The sequence below is a fragment of the uncultured Clostridium sp. genome (genome assembly GCF_947072515.1).
In the GTDB taxonomy this organism is placed as follows: domain Bacteria; phylum Bacillota; class Clostridia; order Clostridiales; family Clostridiaceae; genus Clostridium.
Genome location: NZ_CAMTIG010000012.1, coordinates 58,551 through 77,162, shown reverse-complemented (window position 1 = coordinate 77,162; position 18,612 = coordinate 58,551). Strand labels below are relative to the sequence as shown.

Below are 18,612 nucleotides of genomic sequence, written 5' to 3'. Positions count from 1 at the left end.
GTAAAGATGAAGCTAGACACGGAAGAGCTTTCAAAGGTCTTTTAGATAGATACTTCGCATAATTTTAAAGAGATACTAAACTATATTTTAAAAAGCTACACTTATGTGTAGCTTTTTGCATATAAAAAAATATATGAGGCAAAATATATTTAGTACGAGATAAAAGGAGCGATACTTATGACTATTTTAGGATGCAGTGTTCATAATTGTGTTAATAATGAAGGCGGATTTTGTGGTGCTAATAGTATAACTATTAGTGGAGAAGAGGCCTATACCAGTAGTCAAACTCAATGCGAAAATTACAGTCAGGAAACAATATTAAATGCATTTAAGGCTTTACCAAATACAAATTTTATAGGAGAAATTGCACAAATAGTATCCACTAGTACCGAAATTAAGATGAACCCAGTAATAGTTTGCCAAGCAGAAAATTGTCTTTACAATGACAGAGGGATGTGTGAGGCAAAAAATATGATAATCATAGGAAATAATACAAATAGAAAAAGAAATCAATGTGAAACATTTATTACTAGATATTAAAAAGGATTGCAAAAGCAGTCCTTTTATTTTTAGAAAAAAAGGCATAGTGTGTATAAATGTATTAAAATAGAAAGAAAAGATTAAATTTAAAAGCAAAAGAGGAGTGAAGCTTGCGTGAGTTTATATAAGGGTAAAGAGTTTTATTTAAGAACAATAGTATATATATTGGCTGCTATATTATTTTTTACAATTTGGAGAGTATTAGGACCTGGCACTGCATTTATAGGAGCAACTATAGCAAAAGGTTCATTAGTACTTATAAATACAGACTTAACGGGTAATAAATTAAGAAGTACAATAACATTTTTTTTAGTTTTTGTATATATAGGATTATTTTCTTTTATAGCATCTTTAAATATTTATTTAGGATTAATAGTAAACTTTATATCAATATTTATATTAAGCTATAATTTTGTATCTAATATAAAGCAATTTATATGGAGGCCTTTTGTATTAGGATATTTGTATTTGTTAATTGAGCCAGGTACATTAGAAAAATTACCAATAAGATTAGTAGTATTAGGATTAGGATCCTTATTTTTATTATTAAGTCAAATGATTGTGAATAAAAATAAATCAAATAAAAATTTGGATAAAAATATAAATGAACTTTTAGATAAGATAATATCTAAAATAGATTTTATAATTGATGGAAAGGAGCTTGTAGATAATAAATTAAAAGTAAATGAAAATGTAAATGAGATAGTGAGCACAATATATAATAAAAGAATAGATCCATTATTTATTACAAAAAAAGATAATATCTTTTTGAATATAACATTATACATAGAGAGATTAAATTATTTATTAAAAGAAATAAATATAGATTTACATAATGATATTGAATTAGAGTTTATAGTTTCATTGAGAGGCCTTATTGAAAAAGTTAAAAAAGATATTTTTAGTGAAAAACCGAGAAAAGATTTAATCAATATAATTGAAGAATTTATAAAAAGCCATAAAGAAGGAGCTAAAGATGACTATTACTTATATGAGATTCTTCAAAATTTATCTATGCTTAAAAATAATCTAGAGGATACAGATTATAAGAAAAGAGATATTTTATTTAATAGAAGGCTTAGAAAAGATATAAGTTCAGTATTTACATTTAAAATAAGTAGAGATTCAATTAGATTTTCATTTGCATTTAGAGCAGCATTTCTTTTAGCAGTATCTTATTTTATAGTGAATTTATTTTCAATACAGGAAGGAAAGTGGATAGTATTTACGATATATGCAGTTATAGAACCATTTTTTGAGAATACAAAAAAGAGATTTCCAAAAAGATTTAAAGGAACGTTACTTGGAATTATTTTATTTGTATTAGTATATGTATTTATAAAAAATATATATGTGGAAGGTGCTGTTTTTATAGGTATGTATTATCTTTATGTAATAAGCAAAGATTTTCAAATTAGAACTATGTGCACGGCTACTGTTAGTTTAGGATTATTTGCAATAGTAACAAAAGAACCAGTCCATGGAATTGCATATAGATTAGGATTTGTAGTGTTAGGAATAGTTATAGGATATTTAGGAACGAAATATATAATGCCTTATAATATAAAAGATGCTATAAAATCTTTAGTAAATAATTATTATAAATTGAGTAAAGAGATATTAGAGTTTTCAATATCGTCAGTTAGTGATGATTACTATTATAAAGTATTGAGTGAGAAGGTAATATTATCAAAGCTTTATGAGAGTAAAATTATATCTAATAATGCAATTTTAAAAAATGATAAAATATCAGATTTTATATATAATCAGAGGATACTAAATAATACAATTTACTTTACAATATTTTTCTTTAAGAATAATGGAGTAAATGAAAAGATTCTAAATGGAATAAACTATAATATTAATGAAAAAGAAGAAGAAGAGATTCTAAGAAAGATAAAAGAACATTTTAAAAAAGAGTTTCAAAATCTTTGGACTAATGAAGAAAAGTTAGCTTTCATGAATATTCAAAGAATAGTCATAAGGTTAGATAAGTCAGAAAGGCTTAAAGATAGTATAATAACAACAATAGAGTAATTTGTGATATAATTAAGCGAAAATAAAGGAAGAAAAGGTGAAATGACGTGGTAGAAAAGAATAAAGAATATACTTTAGATATAATTTCACAGGGCTATGAAGGTGAAGGGATAGCTAAAATAGATGGATATCCAATATTTATACAAGAAGCATTAAAAGGTGAAAAAGTTAATGCTAGAATTCTTAAAACTAAGAAAAATTATGCTTATGGAAAGCTTATAAATATAGAAAATGAATCTAAGGGACGTGTTGTTCCTAAATGTGAATATTATAAAAGATGTGGAGGATGTAAAGTTCAACATATGGATTATAAAACTCAATTAGATTTTAAATGGGAAAGAGTAAAAGACTGCATTAAGAAAATAGGTGGGCTTTCAGAAGAATTAGTAAAATATCCATTAGGTATGGAAGAATCCCCTTATAGATATAGAAATAAAGTTCAGTTACCTGTAGGACTTGTAAATGGAGAACTTAAAATCGGATTTTATGCTGAAAGAAGTCATGATATTATAGATATTGAAAATTGTTTAATTCAAGATGAAAAAGCAGATAAAGTAAGAGCTGTAACTAAAAAGTGGATGCTTGAAAATAATATAAGACCAGCTTTTAAAGATGCTAAGTTTGATAAAAAAGGTTTAATAAGACATGTAATGATAAGAACAGGTTTTAAAACTAATGAAGTAATGGTAGTTTTAGTAGGAACTAAAAAAGAGATACCTCATATAGAGAAATTTATTGAAGAAATAAAAGAAAATATAGATGGAGTGAAGAGTATAGTTTTAAATGTAAATTCTGAAGAGACTAATGTAATATTAGGATCAGAGTGTATAACACTTTGGGGAGAAGAAACTATACAAGATTATATTGGAGAATTTAAGTTTAATATAAGTCCATTATCATTCTTCCAAGTAAATCCTATTCAAACAGAGGTACTTTACAATAAAGCATTAGAATATGCAGATCTTAGTGGTGAAGAAATTGTTTTTGACGCTTATTGTGGAACAGGAACAATAACATTATTTTTATCTAAAAAAGCTAAAAAGGTATATGGAGTAGAGATAATAGAACCTGCAATAATAAATGCAAGAGAAAATGCAAACTTAAATAATGTAACAAATGCAGAATTCTTTGTAGGAAAATCAGAAGAAGTAATACCAGAACTTATAGAAAAAGATATAAAAGCAGATACAATAGTTGTAGATCCGCCAAGAAAAGGATGCGATATAAAACTTCTAGAGGCGATAGGAAAAGTAAAGCCAAAGAGAGTAGTTTATGTATCATGTGATCCATCAACACTTGCAAGAGACTTAAAGGTGTTAGAGGAACAAGGATATAAAACTGTAGAGGTACAGCCTGTAGATATGTTTCCACATACAGCACATATAGAAACAGTTGTTAAACTTGATAGAAGATAAAAAATCTAGTTATTTAGAAAGTTTATTAATATAGTGTTAAAGAGAATCTAGCAGAATAGTTAGGTTCTTTTTTTCTATATATGAAAGTGTTAAAATAGATAAAAATAAATATTAGATAAAGGAGTGGAAAATAATGATAAGAGAAGCAAAAGAAGAAGATTTAAAGGAAATTTTAGATATTTATAATGATGCAATATTAAATACAACAGCAGTTTATACTTATGAAATTCAAACAATAGAAGAAAAGAGAGAATGGTTTGAAAAAAAGAAAAAAGAAGGGTATCCATTACTAGTCTTCGAAGAAGAGAAGAATATAAAACTATAGTTGCAGGAATAGATGCATCTAATGAAGGTAGTTTGAAATTGCATGAAAAATTAGGATTTATCCATTCGGGAACAGTAGAAAAAGTAGGATTTAAATTTGGAGGATGGCTAAATCTTGCATTTTATCAATTAGCTTTAATAGGACCTAAATTTCCAAATGAAGTGTAATTATATAAAATAAAAGGTTAAGAAAAATAGAATTATCTAAGGTAAAAAGATATTTTGCTTAAAGAAAAAGGTTATCGCTAGTTGATTTTAATTAATCGATAAGCGATAACCTTTTTAATAACTTCTTATTTAGGTAAATTATTTAATGCATAGTGTGCTTGTTCGTCTGTAAAATTTCCACCTTCTTGTGAAGTTAATTGAGCATATAATTGGTTTGTAGATAAATGTAAAGTTTTTTCATATTGTATTGCTTGTTTTAAAGCTTGTTCATTCCAATTTGCATCTATGTGATCAACTGCATATTGTGCTTGTTCAGCTGTAAACCCAGAACCAGCTTGTGATGATAGTTGATTATATAATCCTATTTTAGACATAGGCATAGTAGATAAATACATCTTAGCTTGTGCTAATGCATTTAAATCTTGTACAGTAGCAGATGGAGAAGATTCTGTTTTAGTTGTTGATTTAGTAGTAGTAGATTTTGAATTAGACTGTGAATTATTGCTATTCCCCATAGCTCCTATGATTGCGAATAAAACTATTATTACAACAATTACTCCAATTATTATTCCTTTTTTTGATTTTTTTCTTGCCATATTTTTCACTTCTTTCTTTATTTTGTACTAAAATAATATATCATAGAAAGTTATATAAAATTAGGAAAAAAATATAATTAAAAGTAAGTTAACATTTTTAAGAAAATATGTAATTTGTGAAGTATAAGAAAAAAGGATATAATACTTCTAAAGATTTAATAGAAGAGTTAGGAAGTTCAAATTAGAAGTTCTTTATATAGAATATAATTGTGAGGAAGAGAAATGAATAAAAAATATTATGGATATTATGAATCACCAATAGGAGTTTTAAAAATAGAGGCATCGGAAAAAGTTTTATTCGGAGTAGATTTTGTAGAAAAAAAAGAAGAAGTTTTAGAGAAAACAGAATTTATAGAGGAAGTTATTAGACAATTAGATGAGTATTTTAAAGGTGAAAGAATGAATTTTAATTTAGAAGTAGAACTTGAAGGTACTGAATTTCAAAAAAAAGCATGGACTGCATTAATGGAAATACCATATGGAAAGACTATTTCTTATAAGGAACAGGCTATGAAAATAGAAAATGAAAAAGCTGTGAGAGCTATTGGTGGAGCAAATGGGAAAAATAATATAGCTATAATTATACCGTGTCATAGGGTAATTGGTTCTAATAAAAAATTAACAGGATATAATGGTGGTATTGATAAAAAAGGGTGGTTATTAAATCATGAATCAAAATTTTATATAAAAAATGACTAAGAAAGCTTTAATGCTTTCTTTTTTTTGCTAAAAAACAAGTTTGTTCTAAAAAAATTAATAGTTTGCAAATAAAATGGTTAAAAGTTTGACGTATACTTTTCATTACGACCATTTTTTAGGGGTGATACATATGAAGAAAATAGATGGAAAAGTTTTATTTAACAAGTTCATTTCAGGAACATTTATATTTTTATTAGCAACAGCATTTGCAGTAATTTTTAAAGTGTTATTTGGAGAAAATAATACTTATGTTGGAGTAACGTCATATATTGCAATGCTTATGTACTTAGAAAGAGATTTGACTACAAACTTTTTTACAAATTTATTTAAATTTATTCTAATAAATCTTGCAATGGGATTAGTAGTATTTATAGGTGGATATAATTTATGGTTAGCAATACCTTTAAATTTCGCATTAATGATAATAGTTGGATATATTACATGTAATGAACTTAGAACGCCAACTTATGTACCATTTATGTTACAGTTTGTACTGCTTATAGCATTTCCAGTGCCACATAGTCAAGAAGGCATGAGATTATTAGCTTTATTTGTAGGTGCAATAACAATAATGATTCCACAACTATTGCTAAACAGAAATAGAGTAAAGAAAAATTCGGTTAAAATATTTTTGAACTTAAATAACTTAATAAAACAAAAAGTAATTTTATTAGATGAAGAAAAAGATATAAGTATTGTACAAGAACAAATAAATGGAGTTCTTAGAAGTTTTAAATATCTTATTTTTGATAGCAGAGAGAAGAATTTCTATATATCAAAAGAAGGTGAGGCAAGCTTAAGTTTAGTTACGGCTTTAGAAAAATTAAACATTGCATTATCTAATCTAGAAGTTATTGATAGGAATATTACAACTTTTATTATTAAATATTTTGATAAATTAAATGAACTTTTGGAAGGAAAGATTTCTATGGATGAATTCATAGCTAAAACAGAAAAGTTTATAGAAGAAAATGAAGAGTATTTATCAGAGAGTAAGAGATTACAAATAGTAAATAGTTTAATATTAATTAATGCTGCTTTATTAGAAACTAGAAAAGAAAAAGTAGATTTAAAGAAGAACTTTAAAGAAACTAAAGAAAGATTTAAAGTTTCTAGAAAATTATCAAGAGAAACTAAAAATAGTTTAGGGTTTAGTTATGCAGTAAGAGTGGCAATAGGAATGACTATAACATGTTTTTTAACTCAATATTTTCATTTAGAAGAGGGAACATGGATGATGTTTACTATATTCTCATTAGTTAATCCAATATATGAAACTACTAAATTTAAAACAAAAGACAGAATAATATCAACATTATTAGGTGCTGTAGCTGTAATAATATTATTAAGTATATTTAAAAGTGGAGTTGAAAGAACTGCAGTTTTAATGGTTGTAGGATATATAATGTGTTATACAAAACAATATAAATATAATATATTTTTAGCAACTATCTGTATAATAACATTAGCAACAGGAACAGGAAATGTATATGATTTTGCATTTCAAAGAATAGCATTTGTTATTATAGGTATGATTGTAGCAATAATTTTAAACACATTTGTTTTAAGATGTGATTTACATACTTTAAATAACAGATTTAAAAAGAAATATGAAAATACAATATACAGCATGATTGAATATATTTATTTTATGGCCCAAAATGGTAAAGTAGATAGCTTAGGAATGCAAAACTTATTTCTAGTATGTGCTGCAATAGATAAAGTTATGAGAGATAATTCTAGTGTAGCTGGAGTACCATTTAAGGAACAAATAAAATTAAATAATTATATTTTAGTATCAGATATCTATATATTATATACAGAACTAGAGAAGTATATAGATGATGAAAAGTATAGGAAATTTGTTATGAAGTCAATTGAAAGAATGAAAAGTCTAGAAAAAAATTCAGATGTAATAGAAGAATTTAGACAGAATATAGAAAGTAGCGAAGGGTTAGAAATAAAACTAGCATATGCAAATATTTTAGAAATATTTGAAAAGTTTAAACCACTAATAGATAATATTAAAGAAGAAAATGCAGAAAATGTAGTATGTAGTTAAGTAAAAGCAGTCTTAGTTTATTAAGACTGCTTTATTCTTTTTAAAGTTTGAAGCCTTTAAGTGTAATATTTTTATTTCTTATGGTAGAAACAATTTCTTTTTCCTTTAAGCTAAGATAATGTTCTTTCTTAAAAGCAACAGATATTATAAATTCGATATCTGGAATTAAAGGAACTATTCTCATATTAGGCATTTGTTTAACAGACATATTTACCATTATTCCAACACCAATTCCAGAAACAATTAAAGATTTAGCAGTTTGGATATTTTCAGTGTGATAAACTTTTTTTGGAGTAATATCATTATCCTTGAGTAAGGACTTTAAAACTTTATTGTGAAGATAGGAGTTTCCAAGTGCTATGAAAACTTCATTATCTAATTCTTTGATATGTATACTTTCTTTATTGGATAAAGGATGATTTTCATTCAAACAAACGGTAAAAACATCTTTACTTAATACAGTACTATCAATTTGCATACTATCTAAAGGTTTTAAAGAGCCAATTAAGGCAATATCGATTTTTCCTACAGAAAGAAGTTCAGCAAGTTTTACAGAACCCTCTTCAATGAATTCAATTTTTTCAAATAAACCTTTAGTGACTAATTCTTCTACAAATGCAGGAAAAAAATAAGCGCCAATTATAGGCGGAACACCAAGTCGTATTTTCTTATCTTCTAATTTTTTAATTTCGTAAATCATTTCATCTACTTCATTAAAAATGTTGTTTGCATGTTTTTTTAAGATTTCTCCTGATTCCGTAAGTTGGATTTCTTTATTAAATTTATTTCTTATAATAATTTTAGAATTTAATTCTGTTTCTAAGCGGTTTATAGCATTCGTAATTGAAGGCTGTGAAGTAAAAAGTTCTTTCGCAGCTTTAGTAAAATTTTTATTCTTACAAACACAATTAAAATATTCTAAATCTCGTGTATTCATCTTAGCCCCCTTGTAAAATAATGTTATATTCATTATAAGTTATAAATTTTAGCAATACAAATAAAAAAAGACCTTCCCAAAAGGAAAATCTTTTTTGTTATTAATATAGTCCAATTAATTTCCACCAAGGCATTCCAATACCGAGCCAAATAATAAAGTAAACTATACCTAATATAAAGTTTAGTGACCACCATTTACCTTGAGATACATATCCATGTCCATAAAGAACAGGAGCAGGTCCACTACTATAATGAGTAGTTGATGCAAATAGGTTTCCAAAGAATCCTAATACAAGAGCTGCTAAAACAGGTGGAACACCACTTACTAATGCAATAGCTAAAAGTGCTGAATACATGGCACTTACATGGGCTGTAGCACTGGCAAAGATATAGTGACTATAGAAATAAATTAATACTAGTAAAACTAATACAATAGGCCAACTTATACCATGTAAATGAACTTTAAAGAAAGCACTAAGCCATGAAATTAAACCTAATTTATTTAATTCATCTGCCATCATAACTAAAACAGAGAACCAAACTAAAACGTCCCAAGCACCTTTTTCACCTTTTATATCATCCCAAGTTAAAACTTTAAATAATAATAATAGTGATAAACCGATAAATCCAGTTAAAGTACTATCTAATCCAGTTAAAGTACTAGTTGCCCATAAAACTAAAACAATTACAAAAATTAAAGCCATGAATTTTTCTTCACGTTTCATAGGACCCATTTTAGTAAGAGCTTCTTTGGCAATATTAGGAGCATCGGGAGTTTTCTTTACTTCGGGTGGGAAAAGTTTATAGATAAGTAATGGTATAACTATTAAAGATACTATACCAGGAACTAAAGCAGCTAGAAACCATCCCATCCAAGTTATGTGAACACCTAAATTACTTGCTAAGGTTTGTGCTAAAGGGTTAGCTGCCATAGCAGTTAAAAACATAGCTGATGTGATAATATTTCCATGAAATTCAGAGAACATTAAAAATGAACCCATTTTCTTTGCAGTTCCATTATCAGGAGAAGAACCGAAAGACTCAGAAAGAGATCTTACAATTGGAGACATTATACCACCAGCTCTTGCTGTATTACTAGGTGTTGCAGGAGCTAAGACTAAATCACAAAATATCATAGAATAACATAAACCTATAGTTCTTTTACCAAAGATTTTAATAAAATTATAAGCTATTCTAGAGCCTAATCCAGTTTTTATGAATCCTCTAGATATAAAGAAGGCTAAAACAATAAGCCAAATTCCAGGAGAACTAAAAGCTGAAAGACCAGTTTTTATGGTTGCAATGCCTGTAAAAACTGTAATAGTAAGTCCAATGATAGCAATAGCACCAATAGGCATTGGTCTTAGAATACAACAGAAAATTGTTGCAATAAAAATAGCAAGCATGTGCCAAGCCACTTCTTGTACACCGGTAGGTGCAGGAATAAACCAAATTATTGCACCAACTATAATTGCTAATAAAAGTTTAAAATACATATTAGAGAATAAATTTTTTTTCATTAAATCACCCCTTATTCTTATTTCAGTATAATTATAAAACTAAAAAATAAGGAAGATGAAATATAAAAAGTTGATTTACTAATAAGAAAATCTTATTAGCAAATAAAGGATAGCAATAAATGCTATCCTTTATATTGTGGTTTGTTAACCTGCTTATAAAACGATTTAAGTTTTATAAGCCTAAATGGTCTGTTGGACTATCTCCATCAGAATTAGCTTTTGATGCTTCTTTAGTATGAATGTTTTGGTTAATTTGACTATTCATCTTACTGACCTCCTCATTCAATAGGTTTACAATAATAGTATGTGTATAAAATAAAATAATATTCAGTAAAATAATAAATATTAAAAAATATAAGGAGTGAAGTTTTAGATGAATATACTTATTATGGAAGTGAAGATAAGAGTGGCATATGTACATTCTTTAAAAGAAAAAAGAATGATTTTAAGAAGTATTAGAGATAGATTGAAAAATAACTTTAATATTTCTATATCAGAAACAGGAGATAATGACGATCATAAAAATATAGTATTAGGAATAGCATCAGTTTCAAATGAAAAAAGGGTGTTAGAGAATACTAGTGAAAAAATTATTGATTTCATTGAAGAAAATTGTGATGGAGAGATAATTGAAATTTTCAATGAAATAGAAAAATATTAAAAAAGTGTTGACAAAATATGGGATACTGAATAGTATAATATTGTAAAAGTTAATAAAATTTCGGTAGGTGAGGTTACCATAGGGATACGGGTTGCTGCCGCAGGTTAGTGGAGACACTATGAGTTGGTTAGCAGAGGACGTCGAAAGTTAAGGCGTACTTTAATGCAATTACATTGCCCTATGAAGCTAAAGCTTGGACGGTTTGAAATAGTGTATTATATTTTTTATAATATTTTATTATGTTTTTTCATCTCGTTTAGTAATCCTTACTAAGCGAGATTTTTATTTATAAAAAAAGTGAGGTGAAAACAAGTGGAATCTAGTAGTAGTCAGCTGAGAATAGACAAAGAGAGTGATACAGATGAATATCTCTTTAAAAAGAGCAATAATGGAGAAAATTTAATATTAAATTTATGGCAATGTCTAGACTCTAAAGATATTAGATTATTGCTTGTTTTGAAATAGATATTTAAAAGGGTTGTCTATTCTCAGACTATGGAATTAAAAAATAGGAGGGAATAGAAATGAGATTTATAAAAAATAATAAAAAAAATGGGAAAGAAAATATTAGAAGAGAGGAAGTAGCAAGAAGATTATTTAAATTAGGAACTATGAAAGAAAAAGAATTGTTTAAAATTATAGATTCTAATTTAGAAGGTCTTACAAACGCAGAAGTTGATAGAAGAATAAGAAGATTTGGTGAAAATAAAATTACTTATAGTAATACTGAAACAATGATACAGAAAGTTTTAAGAGCTTTTGTGAATCCATTTTCTTTAGTTTTAATTGGGTTAGCTATAATATCGTTCTTTACAGATTATATAATAGCTAGTCCAGAAGATAAAAGCTTAGTAACAGTAAGTATAATAACTATAATGGTTACTTTAAGTGGAGCTTTACGCTTTATTCAAGAAGGAAAATCAAATAAAGCGGGAGAAAAGCTAAAGAAAATGATAAAAACCACAGCATCAGTATGTTGTGAAGGTGAGTTTAATGAAATAGATATTACGAATATAGTAATTGGAGATATAGTAAAAATTTCTGCTGGAGATATGATACCAGCTGATTTAAGAATTTTAGATGCAAAAGATTTATTTATAAGTCAATCTAGTATAACAGGAGAATCAGAACCAATTGAAAAATGTCCTAAAATCAATCTAATAGGTACATCACATTTAGATTTATGCAATATTGCATATATGGGGACTAATGTAATAAGTGGTTTTGCTATAGGAATTGTAATTGGAACTGGAAATAAAACTTATTTAGGAACTATAACTGAAGCTGTTACGGAGAAGAGAGAGGAAACTAACTTTGATAAAGGTGTAAATTCAGTAAGTTTTCTATTAATTAAATTTATGGCATGTATGGTTCCAATTGTATTTTTCATTAATGGAATTACAAAAGGAGATTGGCTTGAAGCACTTTTATTTGGATTATCTATAGCAGTTGGATTAACACCTGAAATGCTTCCAATGATAGTAACAACAAATCTAGCTAAAGGTGCAGTAAAAATGTCTAAGCGTAAGACTATAGTAAAAAATTTAAATGCAATTCAAAACTTTGGGGCTATAGATATATTATGCACTGATAAAACAGGAACTTTAACAGAAGATAAAATAATTTTAGAACAACATTTAGATATTCATGGAAATGAAGATATAAGAGTATTAAGGCATGGATATTTAAATAGTTATTTTCAAACTGGTTTGAAAAATCTTCTTGATATAGCAATTTTAGAGTATGGAGCAAAGGAAGGATATACTGACTTTAATGATATATATGAAAAGGTAGATGAAATTCCATTTGATTTTAATAGGAGAAGAATGTCTGTTGTTTTAAGAGATAAAAATTTAAAAACACAATTAATAACAAAGGGAGCTATAGAAGAGATTTTAAATATATGTTCTTTTGCAGAGTACAAAAATGAAGTTGTAGAACTAAAAGAAGAAATAAAAGAAGAAATTCTAGAAACTGTAAACTGTCTAAATGAATCAGGAATGAGAGTAATTGGAATTGCACAAAAAAATAATCCAGCACCAGAAGGAAAATTTTCTGTAAAAGATGAAAAGAATATGGTTTTAATGGGATATATAAGTTTTCTAGATCCACCAAAGGAATCTGCAGTAGAAGCAATAGAAAGTTTATATGAAAATGGAATAAAGGTAAAAGTTTTAACTGGAGATAATGAAAAAGTAACTAGATGTGTATGTAAAAAAGTAAAAATAGATAGCAAAGAAATATTATTAGGGTCTGATTTAGAAAAAATAAGTGATGAAAAACTTATAGAATTGGTGGAAGAGGTAAATATATTTGCTAAATTATCACCAAATCAAAAGGCGAGGATTGTATCTATTTTAAAGAAAAAAGGACATGTGGTTGGATTTATGGGTGATGGAATAAATGATGCACCTGCAATGAGGAAAGCGGATGTTGGAATTTCGGTAGATACAGCTGTAGATATAGCAAAAGAATCGGCAGATGTAATTTTATTAGAAAAAGATTTAAGAGTTTTGAAAAATGGAGTAATTGAAGGTAGAAAGATATTTGCAAATATAATCAAATATATAAAGATGACGGCAAGTTCTAATTTTGGAAATATGTTTAGTGTTTTAATAGCAGGAATATTTTTGCCTTTTTTACCAATGATGCCAATACAAATATTAGTTTTAAATTTAATTTATGATATTTCTTGTATTTCAATTCCTTGGGATAATGTAGATTCAGAATATTTAAAAAAGCCAAGAAAGTGGGATGCTTCATCTATAGGTAATTTTATGAAGTGGATAGGGCCAACAAGTTCTATATTTGATATTTTGACTTATATAATCATGTATTTTATAATCTGTCCTTTAGTTTTAGGAGGCGGGTATAATGATGTAGGTATAAATGGAACTATGTTTGCTAGTATATTTGCAACAGGATGGTTTATAGAATCATTATGGTCACAAACATTAGTAATTCATATGATAAGAACACCTAAAATTCCATTTATTCAAAGTAGAGCATCTAAACAACTGTTAATATCTACCAGTATAGGAATAATTGTTGGAACAATACTTCCATATACAAGCTTAGGTAAAATGCTTGGTATGGCGATTTTACCTGGAATATATTTTATAGCATTAATTATTATAATAATGTTATATATGATTTTAGTGACAATAGTAAAGAAAATATATGTAAAGAAATTTGGAGAATTATTATAAAAGAAAAAAATCTACTACAATTTGCTAAGCATTTTGTAGTAGATTTTTTTGATTAAAGCATACTTATAAAACTTATGGAAGCTTTATAAGTCTAAATACTCTGTTGGACTATCTCCATCAGAATTAGCTTTTGATGCTTCTTTAGTATGAATGTTTTGGTTGATTTGACTATTCATCTTACTGACCTCCTCATTCATTTGCTTTATGATAATAGTATGTGTAACTTTCTTAAATATATACACAAATAATAAAAAAAATATTTTAATAAAGTATTTTTTGAAAAAGATTACAATTAAAACTTTAAAAAATAAAAAATAAAATTTCTTCATTCGTGTACAAAAATGTAAAAAAAGGATATTATATACATATGATTCTTAAAAAGGAAAATGGGGTGAGAACTATGGGGAAAATTTTAAAATACTTAAAGCCTTTTTTAATAGTTATAGTAGTTATAGTATCGCTTTTGGGAATTCAAGCTATGAGTGATTTAGCATTACCAGATTACACAGCAAAAATTGTAAATGTAGGTATACAACAATCAGGCGTAGATGAGCCAGTTCCTGAGGCTATAAGAGAAAAAGAAATGAATAAAGTAATATTATTCTTAAATGAAAAAGATAAGGACTTTGTACTTTCTAAATATAATTTACTTAATAAAAAAGAGAATGAGGATAAACTAGAGAAATATAGTATTTTAGCTAAAGAGAACGTATATGAGTTAAACACAGAGGATAAAGAAGATATAGATAAGTTAAGTGGAGTAATCCCGAAACCTTTAATGCTTATAGAAGGTTTAAACATGGCAGTTTCAAAGGGATTAATAAAAGATATTCCAGAAAATAAAGATATATGGAGTATTATAAGTATTATGCCTAAAGAGAGCTTTGAAGGATTAAAAGCTCAGATGGAAGAAAAAATAAAACTAATAGATGATGCAAGTTTAAAACAAAATGCTATTGGTAGTATAGCTAAAGAGTATGAAGCAATAGGAATGGATGTAGAAAAAATGCAAATGACATATATTTTTATTGCAGGTCTTAAAATGTTAGGAATAGCATTAATTGGGATGATTGCAGCTATATTAGTTGGTTTTTTAGGCTCAAAAGTTTCATCAGGAGTGGGAAAAAACTTAAGATTGGATGTATTTAAAAAAGTAATTTCTTTTTCAAATAGTGAGTTTGATAAAGTTTCAACAGCATCATTAATAACTAGAAGTACAAATGATATTCAACAAGTGCAGATGTTTGTAATGATTATGTTGAAGATGATGATTTATGCACCAATAATGGCTATAGGAGGAACTATAAAGGTATTCCAAACAGATAAGTCTATGGCGTGGATAATAGGTGTAGGAATAGTAGGAATCATGATAGTAGTTGCATTTCTATTTAAATTTGCTGTTCCAAAATCTAAAATAGTACAGAAGCTTGTAGATAAATTAAATTTAATAACAAGGGAAAGTCTTGTAGGAATGTTGGTTATAAGAGCTTTTAGTACTCAAAATATTGAAGAAAATAGGTTTGATGATACAAATTTATACTTAACTAAAACTAATACATTCTTAAATAGAATAATGGCAATGATGATGCCAATGATGATGTTAATTATGAATCTTTTAACTGTTATAATAATTTGGGTTGGAGCAGGAAATATTGATACTGGTTCTATGCAAGTAGGGAATATGATGGCTTTTATCCAATATACAATGCAAATAATGATGGCATTTTTAATGCTTTCTATGTTAACGGTTATGTTACCAAGAGCACTAGTATCAGCAGGACGTGTAGCAGAAGTTCTTAATATGGAGCCTATAATAAAAAATAAAAAAGAAACAGAAGAATTTGTAGAAGATTTAGATGGAGTAGTTCAATTTAGGAATGTTTCATTTAAATATAGTAATGCAGAAGAATATGTATTGAATGACATTAACTTTACAGCAAAACCAGGGCAAACAACTGCATTTATAGGTAGTACTGGTAGTGGGAAATCAACTATAGTAAATCTTATTCCAAGATTTTTTGATGCAACAGAGGGAGAGATTTTAGTTAATGGAAGAGATATAAAAGAAGTAGATATCCACAAGTTAATAGATAAAATAGGATATATTCCACAAAAAGGTGTATTATTTTCTGGAACAATAGAAAGTAATATAGTTTATGGTAAAAAAGGTGCAAGTAAAGAAGAAATTAAAAAAGCAGCATCTATATCACAATCATTAGAGTTTATAGAAGAAAAAGAAAAGGGATTTAAATCAGAAATTGCACAAAGTGGTGCCAATGTTTCGGGTGGACAGAAGCAAAGGCTTTCTATAGCTAGAGCTTTAGCTAAAAATCCTAAAATATATATCTTTGATGATAGTTTTAGTGCTTTAGATTTAAAAACAGATGCAAAATTAAGAAATGAATTGAAAGAGAATATTAAGGATTCAACATTCCTAATAGTTGCACAAAGAATAAGTACTATAATCAATGCAGATCAAATTATAGTTTTAGATGAAGGAAAAATCGTAGATATAGGAACTCATAGAGAGTTATTAAAAAAATGCGAAGTATATAGACAGATAGCTTTATCACAGTTATCTGAAAAGGAGGTTAGCTATGAGTAAGAAATCTAAAATAGCACAAGGAGGACCTCCAAACTTAATGCAAGGTGAAAAGGCTAAAGATTTTAAAGGTACAATGAAAAAGCTAGCTAAAAATCTAACGCCATATAAAATTGGAATAATATTAGTCATAATATTTGCAGTTTTAGGGTCAGCCTTTAATATAGTTGGACCTAAAATTTTAGGAAATGCTACAACAAAGATTTTTGAAGGAGTAATGTCTAAAATAAATGGTGGAAATGGGATAGACTTCGATTCAATTGGAAAAACATTGCTTATATTAACGGGCTTATATGTATTGAGTACAATATTTTCATTTTTCCAAGGTTTTATTACATCGGATATATCACAAAAGGTATCATATAGACTTAGATATGATATTTCTAAAAAAATAAATAAATTACCTTTAAAATATTTTGATAAAAAGACTCATGGAGAAGTTTTATCTAGAGTAACAAATGATGTAGATGCTATAAGTCGTAACCTTAATCAGATTTTATCTCAAACAATAACATCAATTACTACAATTGTAGGTGTTTTGATAATGATGTTATCTATAAGTGGAACTATGACTATAGTAAGTATAGTAGTTATACCATTATCAGCTATAATAATGATGCTAATAGTTAAGAAATCACAAAAGCATTTTAAAAATCAACAAGAGTATTTAGGACACGTAAATGGTCATGTTGAAGAAATATATGGTGGCCATACGATAATGAAGGCTTTTAATGGAGAAGAAGATACTATAGAAACATTTGATAAATTAAATTCAAAATTATATGAAGCAGGATGGAAATCAGAATTTTTATCAGGGCTTATGATGCCAGTAATTATGTTTGTTGGAAATATAGGATATGTATTAGTTGCTATAGTTGGAGGATTTTTAACTATAAGTGGAAAAATAATGGTTGGAGATATTTTATCATTCATCCAATATACAAGATCATTTATGCAACCTATAGGACAAACTGCTCAAATAGCAAATGTAATGCAAGCTACAGCAGCGGCAGCAGAAAGAGTATATGAATTTTTAGATGAAGATGAAGAAAAAGAAACATGTTTAGAAGCTGTAGATATAAGTAATATACGTGGGGATGTAGAATTTAAAGAAGTTAACTTTGGTTATAATGAAGATAAAACAATAATAAATAATTTCTCAGCAAAAATAAAAGCTGGACAACGAATAGCTATAGTAGGACCAACTGGTGCTGGAAAAACTACAATAGTTAAATTACTAATGAGATTTTATGAGTTAAATGAAGGAACTATTTTAATAGATGATAAAAGCTCAATAGATTTTAAAAGAGATGATTTAAGAAATATTTTTGGAATGGTACTACAAGATACATGGTTATTTAATGGTACTATATTGGAAAATATAAGGTATGGAAATATAGATGCAACAGATGAAGAAGTAAAAGAAGCTGCAAAACTTGCTCATGCACATCATTTTATAAAAACTTTAGAGCATGGATATAATACAGAAATAAATGAAGAAGGAAATAATATATCTCAAGGACAAAAACAACTTATAACTATTGCAAGAGCAATTCTTTCAAATCCTAAAATTTTAATATTAGATGAAGCTACAAGTTCGGTTGATACAAGAACGGAAGTATTAATTCAAAAAGCTATGGATAACTTAATGGTAGGAAGAACTAGTTTTATAATAGCACACAGGTTATCAACAATAAGAAATGCAGATATTATACTAGTTATGAAAGATGGAGATATAGTAGAACAAGGAAGTCATGAAAATCTTTTAGATAAAGAAGGATTTTATGCTGAACTTTATAATAGTCAATTTAGTTAAAGTAATAAGAAAAGCTGATGCTATATA

15 protein-coding genes and 1 riboswitch are annotated in these 18,612 nt (G+C 27.2%); of the genes, 12 read left to right on the top strand and 3 right to left on the bottom strand.

Annotated elements, in window-relative coordinates:
- The first annotated feature begins 177 nt into the window (after positions 1-177).
- The 5 genes from Q0W06_RS06670 (at position 178) to Q0W06_RS06650 (ending at position 4,484) form a co-directional block, all read left to right on the top strand.
- The gene (locus Q0W06_RS06670; protein ID WP_297633114.1) at positions 178-540 is read left to right on the top strand and encodes a DUF1540 domain-containing protein; all 363 of its coding nucleotides are present in this window, start codon (positions 178-180) and stop codon (positions 538-540) included.
- A 114-nt stretch (positions 541-654) separates the two neighbouring features.
- Complete coding sequence (locus Q0W06_RS06665; protein ID WP_297633111.1) at positions 655-2,577, top strand: FUSC family protein; 1,923 nt, start codon at positions 655-657, stop codon at positions 2,575-2,577.
- 47 nt (positions 2,578-2,624) lie between these two features.
- Positions 2,625-3,992 carry a 23S rRNA (uracil(1939)-C(5))-methyltransferase RlmD gene (gene rlmD / locus Q0W06_RS06660; RefSeq protein WP_297633108.1) on the top strand — a complete coding sequence of 456 codons (1,368 nt, stop codon included), beginning with the start codon at positions 2,625-2,627 and terminating at the stop codon, positions 3,990-3,992.
- Between the two features lie 133 nt (positions 3,993-4,125).
- The gene (locus tag Q0W06_RS06655; RefSeq protein WP_297633105.1) at positions 4,126-4,317 is read left to right on the top strand and encodes a hypothetical protein; all 192 of its coding nucleotides are present in this window, start codon (positions 4,126-4,128) and stop codon (positions 4,315-4,317) included.
- Positions 4,318-4,355: 38 nt separating this feature from the next.
- Positions 4,356-4,484, top strand: coding sequence for a hypothetical protein (locus tag Q0W06_RS06650; protein ID WP_297633102.1), 129 nt, complete (start codon positions 4,356-4,358; stop codon positions 4,482-4,484).
- A gap of 125 nt (positions 4,485-4,609) precedes the next feature.
- Here Q0W06_RS06650 and Q0W06_RS06645 read toward each other — a convergent pair whose 3' ends face one another.
- Positions 4,610-5,080, bottom strand: coding sequence for an Ltp family lipoprotein (locus Q0W06_RS06645; RefSeq protein WP_297633099.1), 471 nt, complete (start codon positions 5,078-5,080; stop codon positions 4,610-4,612).
- Between the two features lie 222 nt (positions 5,081-5,302).
- Between Q0W06_RS06645 and Q0W06_RS06640 the strand changes: the two genes are divergently transcribed.
- A complete protein-coding gene (locus Q0W06_RS06640; protein WP_297633097.1) occupies positions 5,303-5,779 on the top strand; it encodes a methylated-DNA--[protein]-cysteine S-methyltransferase in 477 nt (158 codons plus the stop codon).
- A 130-nt stretch (positions 5,780-5,909) separates the two neighbouring features.
- Positions 5,910-7,841, top strand: coding sequence for an FUSC family protein (locus Q0W06_RS06635; protein WP_297633094.1), 1,932 nt, complete (start codon positions 5,910-5,912; stop codon positions 7,839-7,841).
- A 40-nt stretch (positions 7,842-7,881) separates the two neighbouring features.
- On the opposite strand, the gene Q0W06_RS06630 is transcribed toward Q0W06_RS06635, so the two are convergent.
- A complete protein-coding gene (locus Q0W06_RS06630; RefSeq protein WP_297633091.1) occupies positions 7,882-8,778 on the bottom strand; it encodes a LysR family transcriptional regulator in 897 nt (298 codons plus the stop codon).
- A 100-nt stretch (positions 8,779-8,878) separates the two neighbouring features.
- Complete coding sequence (locus Q0W06_RS06625; protein ID WP_297633088.1) at positions 8,879-10,297, bottom strand: anion permease; 1,419 nt, start codon at positions 10,295-10,297, stop codon at positions 8,879-8,881.
- A 373-nt stretch (positions 10,298-10,670) separates the two neighbouring features.
- Between Q0W06_RS06625 and Q0W06_RS06620 the strand changes: the two genes are divergently transcribed.
- From Q0W06_RS06620 to Q0W06_RS06600, 5 genes are all read left to right on the top strand, one after another.
- On the top strand, positions 10,671-10,958 hold the full coding sequence (locus tag Q0W06_RS06620; RefSeq protein ID WP_297633085.1) for a DUF503 domain-containing protein: 288 nt from the start codon (positions 10,671-10,673) through the stop codon (positions 10,956-10,958).
- A 52-nt stretch (positions 10,959-11,010) separates the two neighbouring features.
- Positions 11,011-11,172, top strand: a riboswitch (M-box (ykoK) riboswitch).
- Positions 11,173-11,270: 98 nt separating this feature from the next.
- The gene (locus Q0W06_RS06615) at positions 11,271-11,423 is read left to right on the top strand and encodes a hypothetical protein (protein ID WP_297633082.1); all 153 of its coding nucleotides are present in this window, start codon (positions 11,271-11,273) and stop codon (positions 11,421-11,423) included.
- A 59-nt stretch (positions 11,424-11,482) separates the two neighbouring features.
- Positions 11,483-14,167, top strand: coding sequence for a magnesium-translocating P-type ATPase (mgtA, locus tag Q0W06_RS06610; RefSeq protein WP_297633079.1), 2,685 nt, complete (start codon positions 11,483-11,485; stop codon positions 14,165-14,167).
- Between the two features lie 400 nt (positions 14,168-14,567).
- Entirely contained in the window at positions 14,568-16,772 is a 2,205-nt protein-coding gene (locus Q0W06_RS06605) for an ABC transporter ATP-binding protein (RefSeq protein WP_297633077.1), read from the top strand.
- Positions 16,765-18,585, top strand: a complete 1,821-nt coding sequence (locus tag Q0W06_RS06600; RefSeq protein ID WP_297633074.1) for an ABC transporter ATP-binding protein — start codon at positions 16,765-16,767, stop codon at positions 18,583-18,585. The genes Q0W06_RS06605 and Q0W06_RS06600 overlap by 8 nt, the downstream gene beginning before the upstream one ends.
- Positions 18,586-18,612: the final 27 nt, after the last annotated feature.